Genomic DNA, 21,400 nt, shown 5'->3' with positions numbered 1-21,400 from the left:
GACTTGAGGCACATTGTATAATACTTAGGTATAATTAGGAATCTAGTATTGTCATGTCCTGATCATTGTTTACCAGTTTCTGTGATACCCGTCACAGACATTATTTATACTTAATTTGCTCAACTCTGGAAAGGGGGTGCATCGGCTAATGAGTGACACGAGCTACTCAACTAAAGAAAAATCTAAGTTTATGAACGTCCAAGGAGGAGAAAAAAAGGTTATGAAGAAAATTTTATCCGTAGCATTATCTACAGCAATGGCATTCTCGATGTTTGCCTCTGTAGCGTTTGGTGACGCAGCAGCAACTCCGCAACAAAAATTTGACGCTTTGGCAGCAAAAGGTATTCTCAATGGGTACCCAGATGGTCAAGCTCACCTTGAAAAAGATCTTACTCGCGCTGAATTCGCGAAGATCGTTACTAAATTGTTCGATCTTACTGAAGTAACTAACAAATTGTCTTACAAAGACAAAGGTTACAACGCTAGTAACTGGGCAGTTCCTTACATCGAAGCTGTTACTGCAGCTAACTTGATGCAAGGTAAAGATACTGTTAAAGGTATCTTCGATTACAACGGTAAAGTAACTGTTGAAGAAGTAGCGGCTGTATTGTTCCGCGCTTTGAAACTGGAACAACCAACTACAACTGACAACACTGCATCTGCATGGGCTAAAGGTTATGCTCAAGCGGTAATCAATGCTGGTCTGATTGCTAAAGACACTAACTTCAAAGCTAACGCTAGCCGTTCTTTGGTAGTTGAAACAGCTTATGCAGTTGATCAATTGAAAGCAGCTCCTACTGTAGCTTCTGCTGAAGCAGTAAGCCCAACTAGCGTAGTTGTAACTTTCTCTGACAAAACTACTACTACTGTAACTTTGACTACTGCACTTGTAGAAGGCGTTGAAACTTCAATTTCCTTCAAACACAACAATCACGACTACACAACTAAAGTAACTTTGGCAGCTCCTAAGGTTCTTTCCGTAGAAGCTCCAAACGCTAAACAAGTGGTTGTTAAATTCAACCGTGTAATTAGCGCTGATTCTGTGATTGAAGATGGCAAATTGCTTGCTGACACTGTTAAGGTAGTACCTGTAAGCGGAACTGCTGTAACTGTTGTTGGTGCAGCTGCAAGCTTGAACGAAGCTGGTACTGAGTTGACTATCACTTTGGATAAAGTTGATACTGACTATCTGAAAGGTCAATACACTGTAGTAGTAAGCGACGCTGTTCTAACTTCTGCTGGAACTAAAGTTGCTTCTTACACTACTTTGTTGACTGTTGCTGATACAGTAGCTCCTACAGTTAAGGCTATCAATGCCGTAGCTAAAGATTCTACTAAAGAAGTATTCGTACAATTCAGCGAGCCAGTAAAACAATACAGCTTTACTGCTACTGTTAACGGTGCGTCTGTATCTGTATCAAAAGAATCCGCTGATACATTTAAATTGACTACAAATACTGCACTGAAAACTGGTACAGCTAATGATGTAGTGCTTAACAAAGTTACTGACTTTGCTGGCAACGTTGCAAGCACACTTAAAACAAGTGTAACTGTAGTTGCTGATACAGCTGCTCCAACGATCGTTAGCGTTACTCCTGAGAGTGACAACTATGTAAAAGTTAAATTCAACAAAAAAGTTAACGCTGCATCCTTCAAGGGTAATGTTTCCTTGCTGAAAGCTGACGGCGACAAAGTTGGTAACATGAATGTTATTACAACTGACGATAGCGACACAATTAAATTGCAAGTACCTAGTGCCTTCAACTTCCCATCATCCGGAACTTTCACTGGTACACTTTCATTCGCAGCATCTGTACGTGATACATTGGGTAACACTCTTGGATCTACTGTGACTCAAGCAGTTACTTTTGTTAAAGACACTACTAAACCAACTGTAGTATCTGCTACTTATGGTACTAGTGGTCTTGTACTGACTTTCAGCGAAGATGTAGTACTTGCAACTGGATCTGTTAGCATCATTGATGAATCCACTGGTGCTGTTACTGGTCCAGCGATTACTCAAGCTGATATGACTGTAAAAGGTGCAAAAGTAACCATTAAGACTAACAGTGCTTTGAGCGGAGACTACACAGTTCGTTTGACTGCTGGCTTGGTGAAAGATAAAGCAAGAACAGCTAATGCTTCTGACGCAGCAACTGTTGCTCTTACAGCTGAAAAAATCAACACTAACGATGACAAGAGACCTACTGTTACTTCTGTAGTTTACACAGCTGCTTCTTCAGAAGCTGGTTACCACCAATTTACAGTAACAGCTACTGATAACATTGGTTTGAATGTAGCTTCGCTTCGTGATGCTAGCAGCTATGTCCTGAACGGTGCTGCTCTACCTTCTGGTTCTTACGCTGTTGTTGATCCAACTAAGGTTGTAGGTACTGCTACTAAACCAACATCTGCTGAAGTGAAAGTATTCATTCCAGTAGGCGGAATTACAGAGTCTAAAGATTACACATTCAAAGTTGTTGGTATCTCTGATGCAGCTGGTAACGGAATGGAAAATACTGCTTCAGCTTCGTTAGTTCAAGCACTTAAGAACACAACTGCTCCTAAATTGACTGAAGCAGCTATTAACAGCAATGCTGCTTACCTGACATTGACATTCTCAAATAAAATTACAAATGTTGATCCTACAGACTTTGTTGTCGTTGTAGGTTTGAATGGTTCTGAACCATCATCAGCAAAAGTAGGAGTAAAAGCGACTGTTGGTACTGGTAGCGAAGAAGGTAAAGTATTGTTGCAAATCAGTGTTGACGGTAAAGACATCACTGATTTGAACACTCTTGATTCCCTTACTGTTGAAGTTAAGGCAGATGCTAAATCCACCGACAAAGATGGTCTTAAAGTTGTTAGTGGTAACAAACAAGTTGTAAGATAATTAGCTTCCTTTACGAAGCAAGAATAGCCTCTTCGGAGGCTATTCTTTTTTTATAGGCATTTACCCCCATAAGAGGAGGAACTTCATTGAAATCGGTATGGAAAGTAACAACAGCTGCTGTATTACTGGCTGGTGGTGTATGGGCTGGGTCACTGTTGAATGTTACTGCTGAAGGTGCAGGTGTTGGTTCACAGCCTGGCACAGCAGATGATCCAGTGGTTACCAAAAGCTATGTAGATCAGCAGATTCAGAAAGCACTTACAGGTGGTACAAGTACAGCTCCAGTAGCTACAGCTACTCCGAGTCCTAGCTCAGCTCCAACAGCTCCAACAAATCCGACTACTAGCAGTAATGAATCCGTAATTGTCGATGTAAAACCAGGACAAACCTTAATTGCTTCCGCAGGCGCTGAATTTATCGTTCGTGCGGGTAAAGCAGTTATCTACTCTCAGGATACAAATGGTGTTGCTGATTTAACGGATGGTAAGGATCTTGCCAATGGAGTAGCTGCACCGACTAACCATTTATTATCTTTCCCTCGTGATGGTCGTGGTATTACTGTGCAATCAGGACAAACTCTTGGCCTTGTTGTCATGGTTCGTGGTGGATATACACTAAAATAATTTGTAATAATATATATTCATAATGCCCGTAAAAGTACTTAATCATACCTGCAAACTGATTTCCAAAGTTACAAATCATTGGCGCGATTGAAGAGTAGATGTTGGACGCACAATATTCCTGTAATCTTACAAATTCACAGGAGGTGCTGAAACATGGCACGTAACAATCGTACAGTGGTACCGGAAAGTCGGGCAATGCTAAAGCAAATGCAATATGAGATTGCAGCTGAATTTGGTTTATATGGAGCGCATTATGGAGGCGGAGCAGACACAGAGTTTGCTTCTGAATTAGGAGCAATCGGAGGTAGTGGTTCTGGCCGTAGCCAGTATCTTGGACATCTTAGCTCAAGAGATAATGGCTCTGTTGGTGGAGAAATCACGAAGAGACTCATTAAGCAAGCAGAACAGTCTCTTCTTTAATAATATCAGGGTGAAGGAATTCTTATTAATCCTATCTGATATTTCATTTTAATACCGTAGAATCAATATTTATACTGTGATGGAGGGGCTTCGGAGTAATTGACACCACCTCCCAAATAAGATAATATGACTTTTGAGGAAAGCCTTAGACCTTTTCCATATGGGAAAGGTTCATTTTTTTGAAGAGTTTAGTGAATATAAATATGAAATACTGCAATCATCCTTCATAAAAAGAACAGGCTCCTGAGTTTCTTTGTTTTATATTTTTTATTAATTTGGCCTGTGATTATTAAGGAACTCCTTATACAGTGTCAGACTAACCATAAGGGAGGTTGTTATACTTGTCTATTAAAGGGCGTCATTTGTTTACTTCCGAGTCCGTGACGGAGGGGCATCCGGATAAAATCTGTGACCAAATTTCCGATGCGGTATTGGATGCGTTTTTAGCTAATGATCCAAATGCACGTGTAGCCTGCGAAGTAGCAGTAGCAACTGGTCTTGTTTTGGTGATCGGGGAAATCAGTACCAAATCTGAGTATGTAGATATTCCTGCCATCGTACGCAATACCATTAAAGAAATTGGCTACACACGTGCAAAATATGGTTTCGATTATAATACTTGTGCAGTGTTGAGCTCACTTAATGAGCAGTCAGCTGATATTGCTCAAGGCGTAAACTCTGCTCTCGAGCACCGTGATCCAGCACAATTGGCTGAAGAAACAGCAAATATTGGTGCGGGTGATCAAGGCTTAATGTTTGGTTTTGCTACGAATGAGACACCAGAACTGATGCCGTTACCGATCGCTTTATCTCACCGTATTGCTCGTCGCTTATCTGAAGTTCGTAAGAACGGAACCTTGGAATATTTGCGTCCGGACGGGAAGACACAAGTTACGATCGAATATCAAGATGAGAAGCCTGTACGCGTAGACGCTATCGTAGTATCTACACAGCATGCGGAAGAAATTTCTCTTGAACAAATTCAAGCAGATATTAAAGAGCATGTAATTATGCCGATTGTTCCTGCGGAACTGCTCGATGCTGAAACTAAGTATTTTATTAACCCAACAGGACGGTTTGTTATTGGTGGTCCTCAAGGGGATGCCGGTCTGACTGGACGGAAGATTATCGTTGATACGTATGGCGGATATGCTCGTCACGGCGGCGGCGCATTCTCTGGTAAGGATCCAACTAAAGTGGACCGTTCTGCGGCTTATGCAGCTCGTTATGTGGCGAAGAATCTTGTAGCTGCAGGTCTAGCTGATAAATGTGAGATTCAGCTTGCTTATGCCATCGGTGTGGCTACTCCTGTCTCGATTAATGTGGATACATACGGAACAGGTAAAATCAGCGAGGAAAAAATGGTTCAACTGATCAGCAACAACTTTGATCTTCGCCCTGCGGGTATTATCTCCATGCTTGATTTGCGTAAACCAATCTATAGACAGACTGCAGCATACGGCCATTTTGGACGGACTGATGTTGATCTTCCTTGGGAACGCGTAGATAAAGCGGAATTACTCAGAGGTCAAGCAGGATTGTAGTTAATTATATGCTCTTATAATTCGTTAAGCCCGCAAGTTGGCACTTAGTGTCAGCTCTGCGGGCTATTTTTATGGAATGGACAGTAATCGCTATTGATTCTATTCATAGAGAAGTAGACTACTAAACTTTGTAAGCCCTTTAACCGAAATATAAGAATATACATAAAGACGTCAGTATGGTTTTGAGAGGAGTCTATCACGGCATGAAAAGAAAAATTTCAATATGGACGGCACTATTTCTAGCGGGAGAACTGGTACTTGGAGCAGGGTATCCTTCTATCGGAATTGGAATATCGGCAGTACATGCTGCAGCGGAATTTGGCATTAGTGTGTCGCCAGCACCTGGAGCAACCTATGTAAATATCGGATCATCTCTTAAACTAAGCTTTGATCGTCAAGTAAACCCGCAGGCTGGAGAAATTACGATCACGGGTCAGGGTGATAGTACACCTTTTGTGACGATTCCTATTGGTAGCTATGGTTTAATTGGTAGTTCAAAAGACTACGAGCTTAAGTTAGGGCCAAACCAACAATTCACTCCGAATAAGGCATACACGGTCACAATTCCCAAAGGATTGTTCAAGGATAATGAGGGGAATGAATCAGGACTTACTTCATGGGCATTTACCACCGCTCCTGAGAGTAATACGGCTATCACGGCAGGCAATTTTTCACCGGCTAGTAATGCAAGAGTAGATGCCGGGAGTTTAAAGGAACTTAGTCTGACACTAAATAAGCAGCTGTTAAAAGGTGGGGGCTCTATCCGAATCCTGTCCTCAGTAGATAATACAACAGTGCAAGAGTTCAGAACAAAGGATGATGACACTAGAGTTAACGTTATGACTGATGCTAACTCTACTACAGTTAAATTAACGTTGGAGAAAGCATTGGCAGCCGGAGGGAATTACTATGTTCTTATTGATGTCTACGCTTTTAAGGATGCTGATAATAGAACGTTCTCTGGTATTTCTAGCGGCAATGTATGGAGTTTCTCTACAAAAGGTGTAGCTGAAATTCCGATGACTCCATCACCGGCTAACGGTGCAGGTGGTATATCTACCACAGGAGCGCTACAGCTCACTTTTGACCGTCCTATGATGCCTGCATCTGGTGTAATTACGGTGTCCCCAGGGGCAGCTAACGATGCTAGAACAAGATGGCTTAATGTGAACTCCCCAGCCGTTACTGGAGGAAGCAGCAGAACCATAACATTGAATCCAGCGTCATCAGCCTCACCTCTGCTAAACGGCACGCAATATACAGTTACGATCCCCCAAGGTGCTTTTTATGATCAAGATGGAAATGTATTTCCTGCCTCGGGACCGTACACTTGGACCTTCACAACGGTATCTTTGACTGGACTTGGCGTAAGTGCTTTGAATCCATCTGATCGAAGTGAATCTATTGCTAACAACAGATCCTTTTCGATCGCTTTTAATCGGGATGTGAATTACAACAGTGCAGTGGCCAATGGTGTGGCTCTATATAAAAACGGAGGATCTCAGGTGCCGGTTAACGTTACCCGGAGTACCACTACAGCTAAAGAATATATCATCACACCTTCCGTAGCGTTAGATAGTGATTCAACTTATTACATTGATATCGCTAAAGGGGCTTTTGTAGATGCAAGTGATGCCAACGTTCTATATGACGGATTAAGTGGTAAGAATTCATGGAGCTTCAAGACCTTGTCTTTGGACAAAACTGCTCCACAGCTCACATCTGCACAGCTTGAGAACAACCGAACCATTCGTCTGAAATATAATGAGTCTCTCAATTCGTCCATAGCGCTGTTGACCTCAAGCTTTGGAGTTACGGTGAATGACGAGAATCGAGCGATTGAAAGCGTCTATATTCAGGGAGACAGCGCTTATCTGGTGCTGAGTACAGGTGTAGCTGTTGGGCAGATTGTTAAGGTCAGCTATAATGGCGGACTGCGGACGATTCAGGATCCAAGCGGAAATGCAGCGAGCACTTTTAGCTCTAAACAGATCACGAACTCCATTGAGTCCTCCATGCCGACACCTAAAGATGGGAGAATCACGGGAAGATCCGTAGTGTTAAATTTTAACGATACACTAAAACCGGTTTCTTATTACGCTCATAACCAGTTCCTAGTGACAGCAGATGGAAGCTCACTCGGGGTCAACTCGATCAGTTCCAGTGGCAATACAGTATATTTAACATTGGGCAGTGAAGCATCGAATGGACAGAACGTTCGGGTGTCCTACTATGCAGGTTCGTATCCTTTGCTGAATTCTTATGGACAAAATATTGCGGACTTTACTGATTTTAATATCCGTAACAGTAACGATACGATTGCGCCAGTGTTTCAAAGTGCAACCGGAGGCGGTACTAAAATCATTCTGAATTATAATGAAGGCTTGTCTACAACCAATCTCCCGCTGAATAGCCAATTCTCTGTGTTAGTGGGCAGCACGCCTAATTATGTGACTAATGTATCGGTCAGCGGCACTCAGGTCACTTTAACGCTTCAGACAGCGCTCGCGGTTAATCAGAATGTGACTATATCATATGTGCCGGGTTCTGCCGGGATAAGTGATTTGAATGGAAACCGAGCGGCGTATATTAACCTGCAGCCTGTATCCATCTCAGAAAACAGCGGCACTACTATACCGGAGATTAATTCAGCGACCGTTTCAGGTGACGAGTTAACAGTTACTTTTGCAAAGAATATGCAGGCATCCGGTTCCCTCTACGCGAACCAGTTTGGAGTTAGAGCAGATGGCAGCAGCTTGGGCGTGCAATCCTACTATATCTCAGGCAATATTCTAAAAATAACGTTATCCTCGGTTGTAAAGACCGGTCAAACAGTGGACTTGTCCTATATGTCTGGTACCGGGACGATTAAGGATTTGAGTGGGAATACACTATCCTCATTCTCAGCTTTATCAGTTCAGAATCTAACTGGCGTGACCAGTGGAACTGGAAATCGTCCATCCTACCTAGGAACACTTGCAACGAGTGAGTTTGGAAAAGAGTATGCACTATTAAAGAGCGATTCCTCGCAAATTGTGGATGATCGTTCTGTATATAATCAATCTGTAAAAAGATATACTTTAAACGCAGATCGAATAGCTGCCAGTTATGAATATCTGTATAAGATGAATAATGATGTATTGGCATTTGAGGTTCCTTCCACGGAGCAAGCAGCTTTTGTGACTGTTCCTTTAAAACCATTACTAGACGCAGTGAACCGTAATAAAAATACTAAGTTTTTGATTCGTCATGGAGATAACCTATTTAGCGTAGGGCTCGATGATATTGATATGAATGGGCTGGCGAGTAGCCTGATCTCGGATAGTAAAAATATCTCGCTCGTGTTCCGCTTGGATAAAGTCCCAGCAGGTACATTTACACCTTTTGAGCAAAAGCTGCAAACAATGGGTATGCGAACTATTACTAGCCTTATGGATGTTCGGGTGACGGCGATCGTTAGCGGTAATTATTCAAATGCCAAGGCACTGAATGTACCTGGAGAATATACCGTACGGACTACTGCTTCATTGAATAGTGCGCAGACATCTGCGGCCAGATTAGACCTTTCCTATTACGATGCAGCTTATCTCCCTACAAAAATCAGTACGGTTGGCAACTATACAGTTATCCGTGCTCGTACCGCTGGCAATCAGATATTAGGGACTTTCTTGTCCACCAGAGCCTTCACGGATATGAGTAAGCATTGGAGTAATGCGATCGTAGCTGAGCTTAACGCAAAGAATATTATTGATAGCAGCTACGGTAGTGCGTTTAATCCGGAGAAAAAAATTACCCGTGCTGAGTTTGCTATTATGCTCAGTCGAGGTCTAGGTTTGCTGGGCGATCGTGAGACCGCACAGCGCTTCCGGGATGTGCAGCCTTCCACACAAACTGGAGACTATATTGGCGCAGCGGCTAAAGCCGGTATTATTACAGGGAATACGGATGGGACCTTCCGTCCGAATGATAATATAACACGTGAACAGATGGCGATTATGATGATTCGTGCGATGGAATATACCAATCATCCGATTACGCTAAGCGGCACTTCTGCCTCAACACTTGCAAAATTCAAGGATAAGTCGAAGATTCAGAATCAAAGCGCTGAGTTCGTCGCAAAGGCAGTGCAATCTGGCATTATTCTGGGCATGACAACAAGTGAATTCCAGCCCCAAGGAAATGCCACACGTGCTCAAGCTGCTGTGATGCTGCAGCGGATGTTGAAACAGGCAGATTACTTGTAAGCAACTCTCATAAACAATGAAACAATTGGTAAAGTCCGGTAAATATACCGGGCTTTTTTTGTCGTTTAATAATGACAGTTTTGACTCTATAAAGCTTGAAATCTCTCAACTTCGCAACTTTTTGGCTTATTTTCAGTCTATTAAAAGAGTACTAGAAAAATAGGAACCAGTTTCCAGACACTGATACGGACTGATAGAGTACAAAAGAGATGGGAGAGTTACGTTGAAATGAATGAAGTTTTGGAGAAGAAGAGTAGCGAGGTTGTACGGGGAATAAGATTATCTTCCACTAAAAAGTGGATTGCTGCTTCATTGGCTGGTGTGTTATGGATTATGCCGGTAATCGGCAGTGAAGGTATGATGCTGTTTGGTCAGGGGTCTGCACCAATTGCAGCTGCAGCCACAGCTCCTTTTAAAGTAAGTAAGCTGGGAGAAGAAGTGATTACTTCGGGCGCCATTATGATGAAATATAAATATACTACTACACGTTCTGGGGCGAGTGCTTCTGGGCTTGCGGATGTCATTCGTATAGATCTTAACAATCCATACGTTTCTTTAGATGTGATGACTGGAAAAGGTGGAAACCTGACTACTCGGCAAAGTACAGGCGGAATGGCCAAGGAAACTGGAGCCGTGGCGGCAGTAAATGGCGATTATTTTAATACCGGTGGAGAGGGTGCTCCTATTGGTGGACAAGTATCAGGTGGAGTACTGGTGTCTACCCCTTCACAATTGGATGGAATGTATGCCTTTGCAGTGACAAAAGACCGCAAACCTATTATTGACGAGTACAGTTTTGAGGGGATGGTAACCGCGCCAGATGGCGCACAGTTTGAGATCTCCGGTATCAATAAAGGTGCTTATAGCCCTGAAGGCGGAAGCTCGACTTATAGTCATGCTAATGCTATGTATATCTACACAGATGTATGGACTGCACTCGACCGCCCTAAAAATAGCTCTACCACTCCAACAGAGGTACTTGTTGAGAATGGTGTAGTTACTCAAATTTCAGAAAATGCTGCACTCCCTACGGCGGTTCCAAAGGGAGCTTATATTTTGCGGGCACATGGCTTAGCCGCACGATATGTTACTGCCCATTTGACGGTAGGACAACCTGTAACAAGTGTGTATTCCCTGAAATCTAAGACTACACAGCAATCGCTAGACCCTGCGAATCTGCAAACCATGATCGGCGGACATACGATTCTAGTAAATAACGGAAAAGCAGCAACGTTCTCTCGTTCTACTAGCAGCATTGGAGGCTATCGTGCACGCACAGCTTTAGGATATTCTCAAGACGGACGTTATGTATATATCATAGCTGCTGAGAAAAATGGTAATAGTTCAGGGATGTCTTTAACCGAATTGCAATCATTTATGACCAATATCGGAGTCTGGAAAGGTCTTAATCTCGATGGAGGCGGCTCTACAACGATGGTAGACCGGCCCCTCGGTGAAACCTCTACTACACTCACTTTTAATACAGAGTATGGCACAGAGCAGCGTAACATCGTTAACGGGCTTGGTGTCTACACTAACGCACCGCAAGGTGAAGTGAAAGGAATCAAAATTAGCGGAAGTTCCGCACTGCTGGTTGGACAAAAGGCAACGTATTCTTTAAAAGGTTATGACACTTACTACAACCCTATTGATGTAGCAGCAGGTAATCCTACTTGGGTATCAAGCGGCGGAAGCGCGACTGTAAGTGCAGGTGAAGTAACGGCAGTGAAGCCAGGTACCGTAACCTTAACGGCTAAAAGCGGTGCCGCAAGCGCCTCTACAACTGTTACAGTTCTAGGTGGTAATGATCTATCCAGTATGAGTGTAGGAACAGCTACAGCGCCACTGACAGCCGGTAATACTGTGTCTGTCCCTGTTACAGCGGCAACGAAGAGTGGAACAACTATCAATGTTCCGGATTCAGCATTGAAGTGGGAGTTTGTAGGCTTTAAGGGAGCCGTGAAAGATGGCAAGCTTACTGTAAACGCTGTGGATGCAGGGGTTACTACAGGTTATGCTATTGCCCGTTATGATGGATTTAGTGCAGTGGTTGTATTATCAACAGCAGCAGCTACAACATGGGAAGATTTCGAGAAGGTAAGCTATCCAATCGACTTTACTACCAATGTTCCAGCGGTACAGGGTACTGCAACAATAGTGGATGGAACGGCTGAAAGAGTAGGGTCCAAGGTGCTGTCACTCAGTTATGATATGACGGCTGGCAGCGGCAAAATGTATGCTTATGCTCAGCTTAATGGTACAAGCGGAAAAACAGTTCCAGCGCTTGCAACTTCGATGTCGGTTGATGTGATGGGCGATATGAGCTTGAATTGGCTGCGTGCTGAATTTGTAGACAACAGTGGAGCTACAGCTTATGTGGATCTTGCGAAGATCATCGATTGGAATGGTTGGAAGAACATTAACATTGACTTGTCAGGCTCAGGCATTAAATTCCCAGCAACGCTGAAGAGACTCTATGTAGTCAACGTAGAGGAAGGCCAAGATGAACGGGCGAAGACGGGTACAGTTGCCGTTGATAATATCAAGTTTACAATGCCATCGCTTTCTAGTGATGCAGGCTTACCGAAAGGTACGGCTTCCATGAGCATTGGCTCGAAAGCAATGACCGTAAACGGAACAAAGAAAGCTATTGATGTAGCCCCAATTGTTAAAGACGGCAGTACTTATGTGCCAATTCGGTATGTCCTTGATGCTTTCGGAGGCAGCGCTACTTGGGATCAGGTGAATAAGAAGATCATGGTATTACGCGGAGCCAAGGCACTGGATCTTACCGTAAATAAAAAGGAATATCTGCTGAACGGTAAACGTCAGAGTGCTGAAGTAGCACCAATCATTTTACAAGGTAGGACTTTAGTACCGTTAAGACTAGTTTCTGAACAGCTAGGATTAACTGTAAAATGGGAACAGAAAACGAAGACCGTAACTATCGAATCGTGATATGTTAATATAAAGGAAAACCTTTAAAACGATTCGATAGAAAAGGGGCAAGCATCCGTGGAATTTCAAACCGATGCGATTGATCGCGTCATTAAAAATACCATCGACGTGATGGAGAGCAGCAAGTATCAGATTTTTGAAATATTGCAGGTTGCGCGTGATGAACTTGCTGCACTCAACAAAGAACTGCAGCGGGTCATGGACGAAACGGATGAGACATTGAAAAAAGTAGACAAGCTGGAGCTGCAGTATCATCGCTCCAGAATCCGGCTGACAGAGGTCAGCCGGGACTTTGTCCGCTACTCCGAGAAGGATATCCGTATTGCCTATGAGAAGGCTACGGAGCTACAGCTCGAACTCATGATGACGCGTGAGCGAGAGGTTTATCTTCGATCAAGACGTGATGAATTACAAATGCGAGTGCGCAGTGTCGAAAATTCTGTAGAACGTGCAGAGTCAATTGGTTCGCAAATGAGCGTAGTGCTCGAATATTTGTCGGGAGAACTAGGTCAGGTGACGAGAATTGTCGAATCTGCCAAGAACAGACAGATGATAGGACTCAAGATAATCCTGGCTCAAGAGGAAGAACGGAAGAGAATTGCCCGGGAAATTCATGATGGTCCTGCTCAAATGCTGGCGAATCTAGTCCTTAGGACGGAAATTGTAGAAAGAATGCTGGTAAAGCAGGAATTTGGGTTAGTGCAGGACGAAGTAATAGATTTGAAAGGACAGGTTCGATACAGCCTGGAAGAAATGCGTAAGGTCATCTTTAATTTACGACCGATGGCTCTCGATGATTTGGGATTGATTCCGACTTTGCGGAAATATGTGCATGATTTTGAGGAGAAGACGAAGCTGAGGACGACCTTGGAAACCAGAGGTCAGGAACATCGACTATCTTCAGCCATGGAGGCAGCGGTATACCGATTGGTCCAGGAAGCTTTGTCTAATGCTGCTAAACATGCCTACCCGAGTTTCGTATTGGTAGAGATTACTTACCAAGCGCAGTTAATTAAGATTGTGATTAAGGATAATGGATTAGGTTTTAATGTGCAGAAATTAAAAAATCCGCAGGGCAATCGTGAAAGCTTCGGGCTAGTAGGTATGCGGGAACGTGTAGAGCTGCTTGAAGGCAGAATGGAAATCATATCAGCCGAGAATCAGGGGACAACAATCGTGATCCACATTCCGACGAACGTGGAGAAAGGGAAGGAGTAATGTGATGGAGAACTTAAACTCTACTAAAACGCCCATTAAAGTTCTTTTGGCGGATGATCATCAGCTTTTTCGTGAAGGGCTGAAACGTATTTTGAACATGGAGGAGGATATCGAAGTCATCGGTGAATGTGGTGACGGTATCCAGGTATTAGAGTTCTGTAACGGAACTAAACCAGACATCGTACTAATGGATATTAATATGCCTATTGAGAATGGCGTGGAGGCCACTCAAAAACTGCGGGAAATGTTCCCGGAGGTTAAGGTAATTATTTTATCGATTCATGATGATGAGAGTTATGTGTTTGAAACCCTTCGTAAGGGCGCTAATGGTTACTTATTGAAGGATATGGAGGCCGAGTCCCTTATTAATGCGATCCGTTCGGTCTGTGAGGGTCACGCTTTTATTCATCCAAAGGTTACCGGAAAGCTAATCAATCAATTGCGGCGCATGACTTACCTTAATGAGACTGGCGTAGCTGCAGATACGGTAGTGAAGGAAGCCGGTGTTAAGTTTGTGGCCGGTGACAACAATCCTCTAACACGTCGTGAAGCAGAAGTACTGCGGTTGATGGCGGAAGGTAAGAGTAACAAAATGATCGGTGAGTATTTGTTTATTAGTGAAAAAACGGTCAAAAACCATGTTAGCAGTATTTTGCAAAAAATGGAAGTGGATGATCGTACCCAAGCAGTAATCAACTCGATCAAGTATGGTTGGGTAACTTTATAAAAAAATTTACAGATTTACGGTACATATAGGAATGAAATCAAGGAGAGCACAGCTTGTTCCTCTGAAATATAAGAAAGTATAAGTTTCACACCATACTTTATGTCTTATATTTCTCGCTTAAACGCTTACCGTCCTTCCAAGGACGCCGAAGGCGTATATGCTTGATAGGAACGCTGGGCAGTCACCGACCTTTTAAAGCCGGCATATAGTGTTGGTATACAGAGGAGGTGCATCTCCATGGTAGCCCAGTTGATATGGATTGCGGCTGTTTATGTATCCGCTGCAGTGATTATTCATATGCTGCATAATCGGCAGAAGGTGCGGCAGACACCGCAGTCCGTGAAATGGATTCATTATATTTTGATTACTCGCAATCATGCATCTGTTGTGGAATGGTACATTCGGACGCTGACATTTCAAGCATTTTTAACCGGAAAACGATTTCGAGTAACGTTCATGGATGATGGCTCGAGCGATGGAACCCTTGGAATTGTTTCCAGGCTGGCTGATAGTGGCTGCTCTATCGATCTTGCAACATCTACGTACACTTTTCAGATGAGTGAAGAAGAGCTTCAGCAACAAGGGATTGTGGTAGACTTGCGGTTGTCAGGGCAATCTGTTTCGTTGCCCTTTATGGGGATGGCAGGAAGTAGGGGATGCGAATCAAAGCGCGACAGATTTTAAGTGAATATGTGAGTAACGGGTGAAGCACACTCTCCAAGAAATGGGGGAGTGTGCTTTTTGCGTTTGAGGCAGGGAAAGTGGAGTGGGCAAAAGCGACTAATGGTGAGAGTTAAGAGTTAAGGAGGCGGTTTTTATGCGAGTGGGTGTGTATGTCTTGGAATGTAGAGGGATCTGGAGTGTTTGGATTTCTTTAGATCTTACAGTAGATGTATGGTGGTGGTCTGGGGCTGGATCAGAGAGTCAAGGTAGGGGCTTAATAACGGAGGACAAGCTGGTTTTATTATCTCCTGCGCTGCCACTGGGATGGGCGGTGAAGCTGCGCGATTATTTTAAACCAAGAGATGGAATGAGGAACTGGGGAGCTAAGGAATGGGGTGAATACGTAAGCACTGTTCTTGAGCCTGAGTTGAGGGAGGAAAGGGAAGCGGGAGGAATGGGAAAGGAAGGGTGGCCTAATGATGGGGTATCGCTATGGCGGGTTTCTGAACTAAGAAAGATTTTTATTGAACAGGATAAGAAGAACAATGAAGGAGGAAATTATTGCGGAGGAAATGATCTCGATTATGCTTTACTTGAATCGGAAGCAGAACAACTATCGTGGGCGGTGGCCGGCCGCTCTTTACTGCAGCCGGAAATAGAAGCGCTGCTGGCAGAAGGATTGCCAGAGCTGACAGGTCGTTGGCGCCAGGCGGCACAACTGGCGCATTTGCAGGGGCGGCTTACGTTTGCCGCCGCCGTTGGTAGTCACGCCCCGGCTACGCTTGGGGCGTGGGCCCGCCAGCTCCCTGCGGGTGCTGGCGCTCTAGCGCGTGCGGCGGCTAGTCTGCCGCACGTGTGGTGGCGCGGCGCTGTCGCCCGCCGCGCCGTTTCGCGCTGCCTGCGCTGCGGCAGCGCCCCCACCGGCCGCACGGCATGCGCCGCGTGCGGCCTTATGGGCTGCGCCTATTGCGAGGCCTGCCTCGCACTTGGGCGCAGCCGGGCTTGTGCGCTGCTGCTGCGCAGTGCAGCGCTTTCGGCCGTGCGGTGCACGGCCGCCCTTGACCCCACCGCGGCCGCAGGCCGGTGGGGGCTTAGCCCAGCGCAGGCGGGAGCCGCTGGCGCTGCGCTGGGTTTTCTGGCGGAGCGGCGTGAGCGCTCCGCCAATTCGTGCCCAGAGCGGTTCCTGCTCTGGGCGGTGACGGGAGCCGGGAAGACAGAGATGATCTTCCCGCTCCTAGAGGCCGTGCTCGCCGCCGGTGGGCGGGCGCTCGTAGCGACGCCGCGCCGCGACGTCGTACTTGAGCTCGCTCCGCGGCTCGCCAAAGCTTTCCCGGCGGAGACTCTCGCCGTGCTTTACGGCGGCAGCACAGAACGCTGGGTGAGTGGTCGCTTGACGCTCGCGACCACCCATCAGCTGCTGCGCTTCCATCGAGCCTTTGATCTCGTTATCATAGACGAGCTGGACGCATTTCCTTATCACAATGATCCTATGCTGGCTTATGCCGCTGAAGAAGCCTGTAAGGTAGATGGCTCTTTTATCTACTTATCAGCCACACCACCACAAGAAATGCAGCGGTTGGTACGCTCAGGTAGACTTCCACATGCCAGAGTACCTGTTCGCTTCCATGGTCATCCTTTGCCTGTACCGCAGCATTTGACCATGACATCCGTTCATACATGCCTAAAGCGTGGGAATTTACCTAGATCTCTCGTACATACGCTTCGTAAGTCGCTCGAGCGCAAGGCGCAAATCTTTTGTTTTATTTCTCGTATCGCTCATATTGACGGGTTGCTGGCTCTGCTTCGCCGGAGCTTTCCCGGCGTAGTTATCGAGGGGACTTCCTCCAAAGATCCATCCCGGGCAGAAAAAGTAATTGCTTTTCGTAACCGCGCTGTTTCCTTGTTAGTAACGACTACTATCCTGGAACGTGGAGTTACAGTACCACGCAGCGATGTATTTATTTTAGATGCAGACAGTGATCTTTTTGACGAAGCCTCATTGGTTCAGATGGCGGGACGTGCCGGGCGATCTAAAGATGATCCTGCTGGGCGTGTTGTATTCGCCTCTCCACAGTGGACCCGATCTCAGCGCGGAGCGATCTCTCAGATCCGTACTATGAACAAAATCGCTCGTAGCAAAGGATTTATTAGTAAGGAGACGCCGACATGAGTGCTATGTTCTCATGGTTAACCAAAGCTCAGTCACTCTTCTCCCCCTCGGCATCTCCATGTTTAACCTGCGGCAAGCGCATCTCTGGATCTTCACCATTTCCTGGAGTTTGCAGGATTTGCGCAGAATCTATTCCATGGATACGTTCCCCGCGTTGCTTGAAATGTGGTCGGCATGTGGGCTGTCCTGACTGTACCCGCAGCACCGAACCATCACCGATTATTTGTAACAGGAGTGCAGTTGCTTACAATAGTGATATGCGAGAATGGCTAGGTCAGTATAAATATCGCGGAAATGAACGATATGCCCTTTTACTTGGCCTTATGCTGGATAGAGCCTATCTAACCCTAAAAAAAGAGAAGCAGAGCACTCTTTTATCCCGAGAACCATCCATCATCCATCGCTCTTGGTCTGCTGATTTGTTAGTGCCAGTGCCTGTCAGTGATTCCCGGCTTATGGAGCGGGGGTTTAATCAAGCAGAAAGATTGGCGGATGTGCTGTCTAGACGTAGAAAGGTTCAACAGCTTCCACTGCTAATCCGTACACATCATACGGGAAAGCAAAGCTTTAAGAGCCGGGCGGAACGACTAGCGGATATGAAGCACGCTTTTGCGGAGAATCCGGCAGTAACAACACAGTTTGCGGATTTGATGAAACGGGAGGTACCTCTAAATCGTCCTGTTCGGATTATTATTGTTGATGATATTTATACAACGGGCAGTACCATTCGTGCATGCGCTGAGATCATTCAACAAATAGGTTTAGATTATGGTTATACGATAGAGGTATATAGCCTAACTTGGGCACGTTCCTGAGGAGAGCGAAATGCATGATTGTGAACAGCCCATTCACTTTTTGAAGAGATCCATGCCCGTAATAGCGTTTCTTCCGTCCCATAGACGAATTCTTTGCAATCATGTAATCTAGGAGCATAAGGATATTATGCATTGTACAGAATGTACGGAGAGGAGCGGCTGCTTGTTATGAATCTAGACAATTGTCCAAGGTGCGGCCGGTTGTTTGTTAAGAATCTTATGGGGTTGTGCCAGCCCTGCATCAAAGAGCTGGAGCATGAATATGAGATCTGCGTCGATTATTTGCGGGAGAACAAAGGAACCAACATTCAAGAGCTGTCCGATGCTACGGGGATTTCGATTAAGGAGATCACTCGCTTTATTCGAGAGGGCCGGATATCTATAGCAAATGCTCCTAATATGATGTATCCCTGCGAGGTGTGTGGAACACTGATTCGCGATGGGCATATGTGTGATAGCTGCCGTACTCGGCTTAGAAAGGATCTCACCAATGCCGCCAAGGATAATGCTGCTGAGGATACTACCAAAAAGACAACAGACGGCGCATATCGTGCCATAGACAAGTTGCGTGAGCTATAAAATCTGCAAAAAAACGTTTGCAGCTATAAAGTATGTTTCAGTCTACGCCGATAAACTTAGTAAAGATTATCGGCTTTTTTATATTAGGAGGAAGGTGAAGTTATGAAAATTAACGAGACCGGACGAATTAACGCGATGAATCCGTATCAACGCAGCGCGGATGCGCAAAGGCAGGAACAAATGAAGAAAAGTTCACGCAAGGATGAGGTTTCGATTTCTGATGAAGCAATTCAGCTCTTGCAAGCACAGAATTCTGGTAATGATGCTGAACGTGCACTTAAGATCGACAGTTTGAAGCAACAGGTCTCCGCAGGTACCTATCAAGTAGATGCAGCTAAGCTAGCAGAGAAACTCGCCCCTTACTTTAAGCAATCCTCCGAGAATTAGGTGAAACCATCCATGGCATTGACGACATTAATAGAACTATTGGAGCGGCTGGACGAAGTGCATAACCAAATGCTGGAGCTGGCCGCTGAGAAAAAACAGACGATTATGGACAACAAGGTGGATGCCTTAATCGACATCCTGAACCGTGAGTCCAAGTTAATGAAGCTGATTGGACAGCTCGAGGAACAGCGAATCGCGGCAGCATATACCGTTCTGCAAGGCGTAGGTATTCGTTCCAACCTGAACCTGAACCTAACTGAGCTGTCCAGACTTATATTTGACCCTGAAGATAAGGCACGACTGCTGCATATTCAGCAGAAGCTTTCTGGCACTTTGCACCGCTTGAAAGAAGCAAATGAGCTTAATCAGAAGCTGATAGAGCAGTCGCTTACTTTTATAGATTATTCTTTGGATCTGCTGGTCGGAAGACCGAATCAGGATATCACGTATCATCGTCCGTCCGACAAAGGCAATGGCGTAAATCGGTCCGGGATATTTGATGCACGAGGCTAGAATTGTACTGATGAAGTGTTCTGTCAGAGCAGAACATAAGGAGGAGTAAGCAGCATGACATCCACATTTCATTCAATAGAGACGGCGAGACGCAGCCTTTTTACTCAGACCGCAGCTCTTAATACGACTGGACACAACATCGCAAATGCGAATACCGAGGGTTATACTCGTCAACGTGTAAATATGAAGGCTGCTTTACCTATTGAAGCGTACGGATTTAATAAATCTACCGTTCCTGGTCAAATGGGCACAGGGGTGGAATTCTCATCTATCGATCGGATTCGGGAAATGTTTCTGGATGATCAGTACCGTGGTGAGAATTCTGCATTTGGAAACTGGAAACTTCAAGCAGATACCCTCTCTAAACTAGAAGCGATTGTTAATGAACCATCGGATACAGGTATTCGTACGGTGCTGGACAACTTCTGGAAATCATGGTCTGACCTTAGTAAAAATCCTGAAGATCCAACAGCGCGCAAAATTGTAGTACAAACCGCACAATCTTTAACTGATGCTATGAACTATATGAGCACGCAATTAGATAATCTCGATCGGGATCTAGCTACTAATATTGACGTTAAAGCCAAAGAAGCTCAGGGCTACCTGACCGCTATCGCAGATCTGAATAAATCGATCTATAAGATTGAGGGTATGGGTGATCAGGCGAATGATTTACGCGATCAACGCGATCTGATGGCGGACAAGCTATCTAAGATTGCTAATATTACCGTTGTAGAGACGGAAGCTGGTTATAACGTTTCACTAGGTGGACAGCCACTGGTAGAGGGTGGAGAAGTTACTGCAACCGTAGATAGTGCATTTCTTAATAATGCTTATGCCGCTGGAACTTTGAAGGGCGGCGAGGCTTACGGAATGATTTTCTCCAAAAATACTTATGTTACCGACTACAAGAAACAACTCAACGATATGGCTAGTACGATTGCTACGGGTGACGTTGAAATTACAATACCGGCAGGTTCCAATCTTCCTGAGGGTACCATATTGACAAATGATGCCAAGATTAAGCAAGCAGATGGCACTGTAGTTACTCTGGCCGCTGGTCAAGCAATGCCTAAGGGAGCAACGATGTATGAGGACGCTAAAACCATTGTCAAAGGTTTGAACGGACTTCACAAGTTAGGTTATGCGATGGATGGAAGCTCCGGTCGTGATTTCTTTGTAACCTCTGGTGATGCTGGAACGATCAAGTTGAATCCGGAAATTGCTGCAGATGTTAGCTTATTCGCAACCTCACTGCGTACTACTGTAGATGCAGCTGGCAACACACAGGTCGTTAAAGGGAATAACACTTTGGCTCTCTTGCTTACGAATCTGAAGGATAGTAAATTCACTACGCCGGACGGCAAAATTAGCAATACTGTGGGTGGGCTTCTAGGCTCTATGGTTGGCCAACTTGGTATTCAATCACAGGAGGCTGCTCGTCAGACCGATAACTCAGATTATCTGGTAGAGCAGGTTAATTCCCGTCGTCAATCTGTTAGCGGTGTGTCTCTGGATGAAGAAATGTCGAATATGCTCGTATTCCAGCATGCTTATAGTGCCGCTGCGCGTTTTATGACTACTTTTGATGAACTGCTCGACAAATTGATTAATTCCACCGGCACAGTCGGCAGATAAAAGGAGAT

At 45.0% G+C, this 21,400-nt stretch carries 15 protein-coding genes; all 15 read left to right on the top strand.

Going from position 1 to position 21,400, the window contains the following annotated elements; translation table 11 throughout:
- Positions 1-148: 148 nt before the first annotated feature.
- Positions 149-2,893, top strand: coding sequence for an Ig-like domain-containing domain (locus M2444_RS14130; protein WP_280787288.1), 2,745 nt, complete (start codon positions 149-151; stop codon positions 2,891-2,893).
- An 86-nt stretch (positions 2,894-2,979) separates the two neighbouring features.
- Positions 2,980-3,516 carry a hypothetical protein gene (locus M2444_RS14125; RefSeq protein WP_280787287.1) on the top strand — a complete coding sequence of 179 codons (537 nt, stop codon included), beginning with the start codon at positions 2,980-2,982 and terminating at the stop codon, positions 3,514-3,516.
- A gap of 153 nt (positions 3,517-3,669) precedes the next feature.
- A complete protein-coding gene (locus tag M2444_RS14120) occupies positions 3,670-3,936 on the top strand; it encodes an alpha/beta-type small acid-soluble spore protein (RefSeq protein ID WP_076285662.1) in 267 nt (88 codons plus the stop codon).
- Positions 3,937-4,277: 341 nt separating this feature from the next.
- Positions 4,278-5,480 (top strand): methionine adenosyltransferase, encoded by a 1,203-nt coding sequence (gene metK / locus M2444_RS14115; RefSeq protein WP_280787286.1) that lies wholly within the window; start codon positions 4,278-4,280, stop codon positions 5,478-5,480.
- A gap of 203 nt (positions 5,481-5,683) precedes the next feature.
- A complete protein-coding gene (locus M2444_RS14110) occupies positions 5,684-9,724 on the top strand; it encodes an Ig-like domain-containing protein (RefSeq protein WP_280787285.1) in 4,041 nt (1,346 codons plus the stop codon).
- Positions 9,725-9,952: 228 nt separating this feature from the next.
- The gene (locus M2444_RS14105; RefSeq protein WP_280787284.1) at positions 9,953-12,682 is read left to right on the top strand and encodes a stalk domain-containing protein; all 2,730 of its coding nucleotides are present in this window, start codon (positions 9,953-9,955) and stop codon (positions 12,680-12,682) included.
- 57 nt (positions 12,683-12,739) lie between these two features.
- Positions 12,740-13,900: a sensor histidine kinase gene (locus M2444_RS14100; RefSeq protein ID WP_042192427.1), complete on the top strand. Its 1,161-nt coding sequence runs from the start codon at positions 12,740-12,742 to the stop codon at positions 13,898-13,900.
- Positions 13,901-13,904: 4 nt separating this feature from the next.
- Entirely contained in the window at positions 13,905-14,627 is a 723-nt protein-coding gene (locus tag M2444_RS14095; protein WP_042131342.1) for a response regulator, read from the top strand.
- 237 nt (positions 14,628-14,864) lie between these two features.
- Positions 14,865-15,311 (top strand): glycosyltransferase family A protein, encoded by a 447-nt coding sequence (locus M2444_RS14090; protein WP_094871889.1) that lies wholly within the window; start codon positions 14,865-14,867, stop codon positions 15,309-15,311.
- A gap of 133 nt (positions 15,312-15,444) precedes the next feature.
- Positions 15,445-17,460, top strand: a complete 2,016-nt coding sequence (locus M2444_RS33560; RefSeq protein WP_280787283.1) for an ATP-dependent helicase ComFA — start codon at positions 15,445-15,447, stop codon at positions 17,458-17,460.
- The gene (locus M2444_RS14080) at positions 17,457-18,275 is read left to right on the top strand and encodes a ComF family protein (RefSeq protein WP_280787282.1); all 819 of its coding nucleotides are present in this window, start codon (positions 17,457-17,459) and stop codon (positions 18,273-18,275) included. Before M2444_RS33560 ends, M2444_RS14080 begins: the two co-directional genes overlap by 4 nt.
- Before the next feature lie 168 nt (positions 18,276-18,443).
- Positions 18,444-18,854 (top strand): TIGR03826 family flagellar region protein, encoded by a 411-nt coding sequence (locus M2444_RS14075; protein WP_280787281.1) that lies wholly within the window; start codon positions 18,444-18,446, stop codon positions 18,852-18,854.
- A 102-nt stretch (positions 18,855-18,956) separates the two neighbouring features.
- The gene (flgM, locus tag M2444_RS14070) at positions 18,957-19,241 is read left to right on the top strand and encodes a flagellar biosynthesis anti-sigma factor FlgM (protein ID WP_042192418.1); all 285 of its coding nucleotides are present in this window, start codon (positions 18,957-18,959) and stop codon (positions 19,239-19,241) included.
- A 12-nt stretch (positions 19,242-19,253) separates the two neighbouring features.
- Positions 19,254-19,754 carry a flagellar protein FlgN gene (locus tag M2444_RS14065; RefSeq protein ID WP_042192416.1) on the top strand — a complete coding sequence of 167 codons (501 nt, stop codon included), beginning with the start codon at positions 19,254-19,256 and terminating at the stop codon, positions 19,752-19,754.
- Positions 19,755-19,808: 54 nt separating this feature from the next.
- Positions 19,809-21,392, top strand: a complete 1,584-nt coding sequence (gene flgK, locus M2444_RS14060; protein WP_280787280.1) for a flagellar hook-associated protein FlgK — start codon at positions 19,809-19,811, stop codon at positions 21,390-21,392.
- The last annotated feature ends 8 nt before the right edge of the window (positions 21,393-21,400 follow it).

The sequence above is a fragment of the Paenibacillus sp. PastF-3 genome, assembly GCF_029893135.1.
Taxonomy (GTDB): Bacteria; Bacillota; Bacilli; order Paenibacillales; family Paenibacillaceae; genus Paenibacillus_AQ; species Paenibacillus_AQ nitricinens.
Note: the sequence above shows the minus strand (reverse complement) of the source record. Positions and strands in the feature narration are given on the sequence as shown.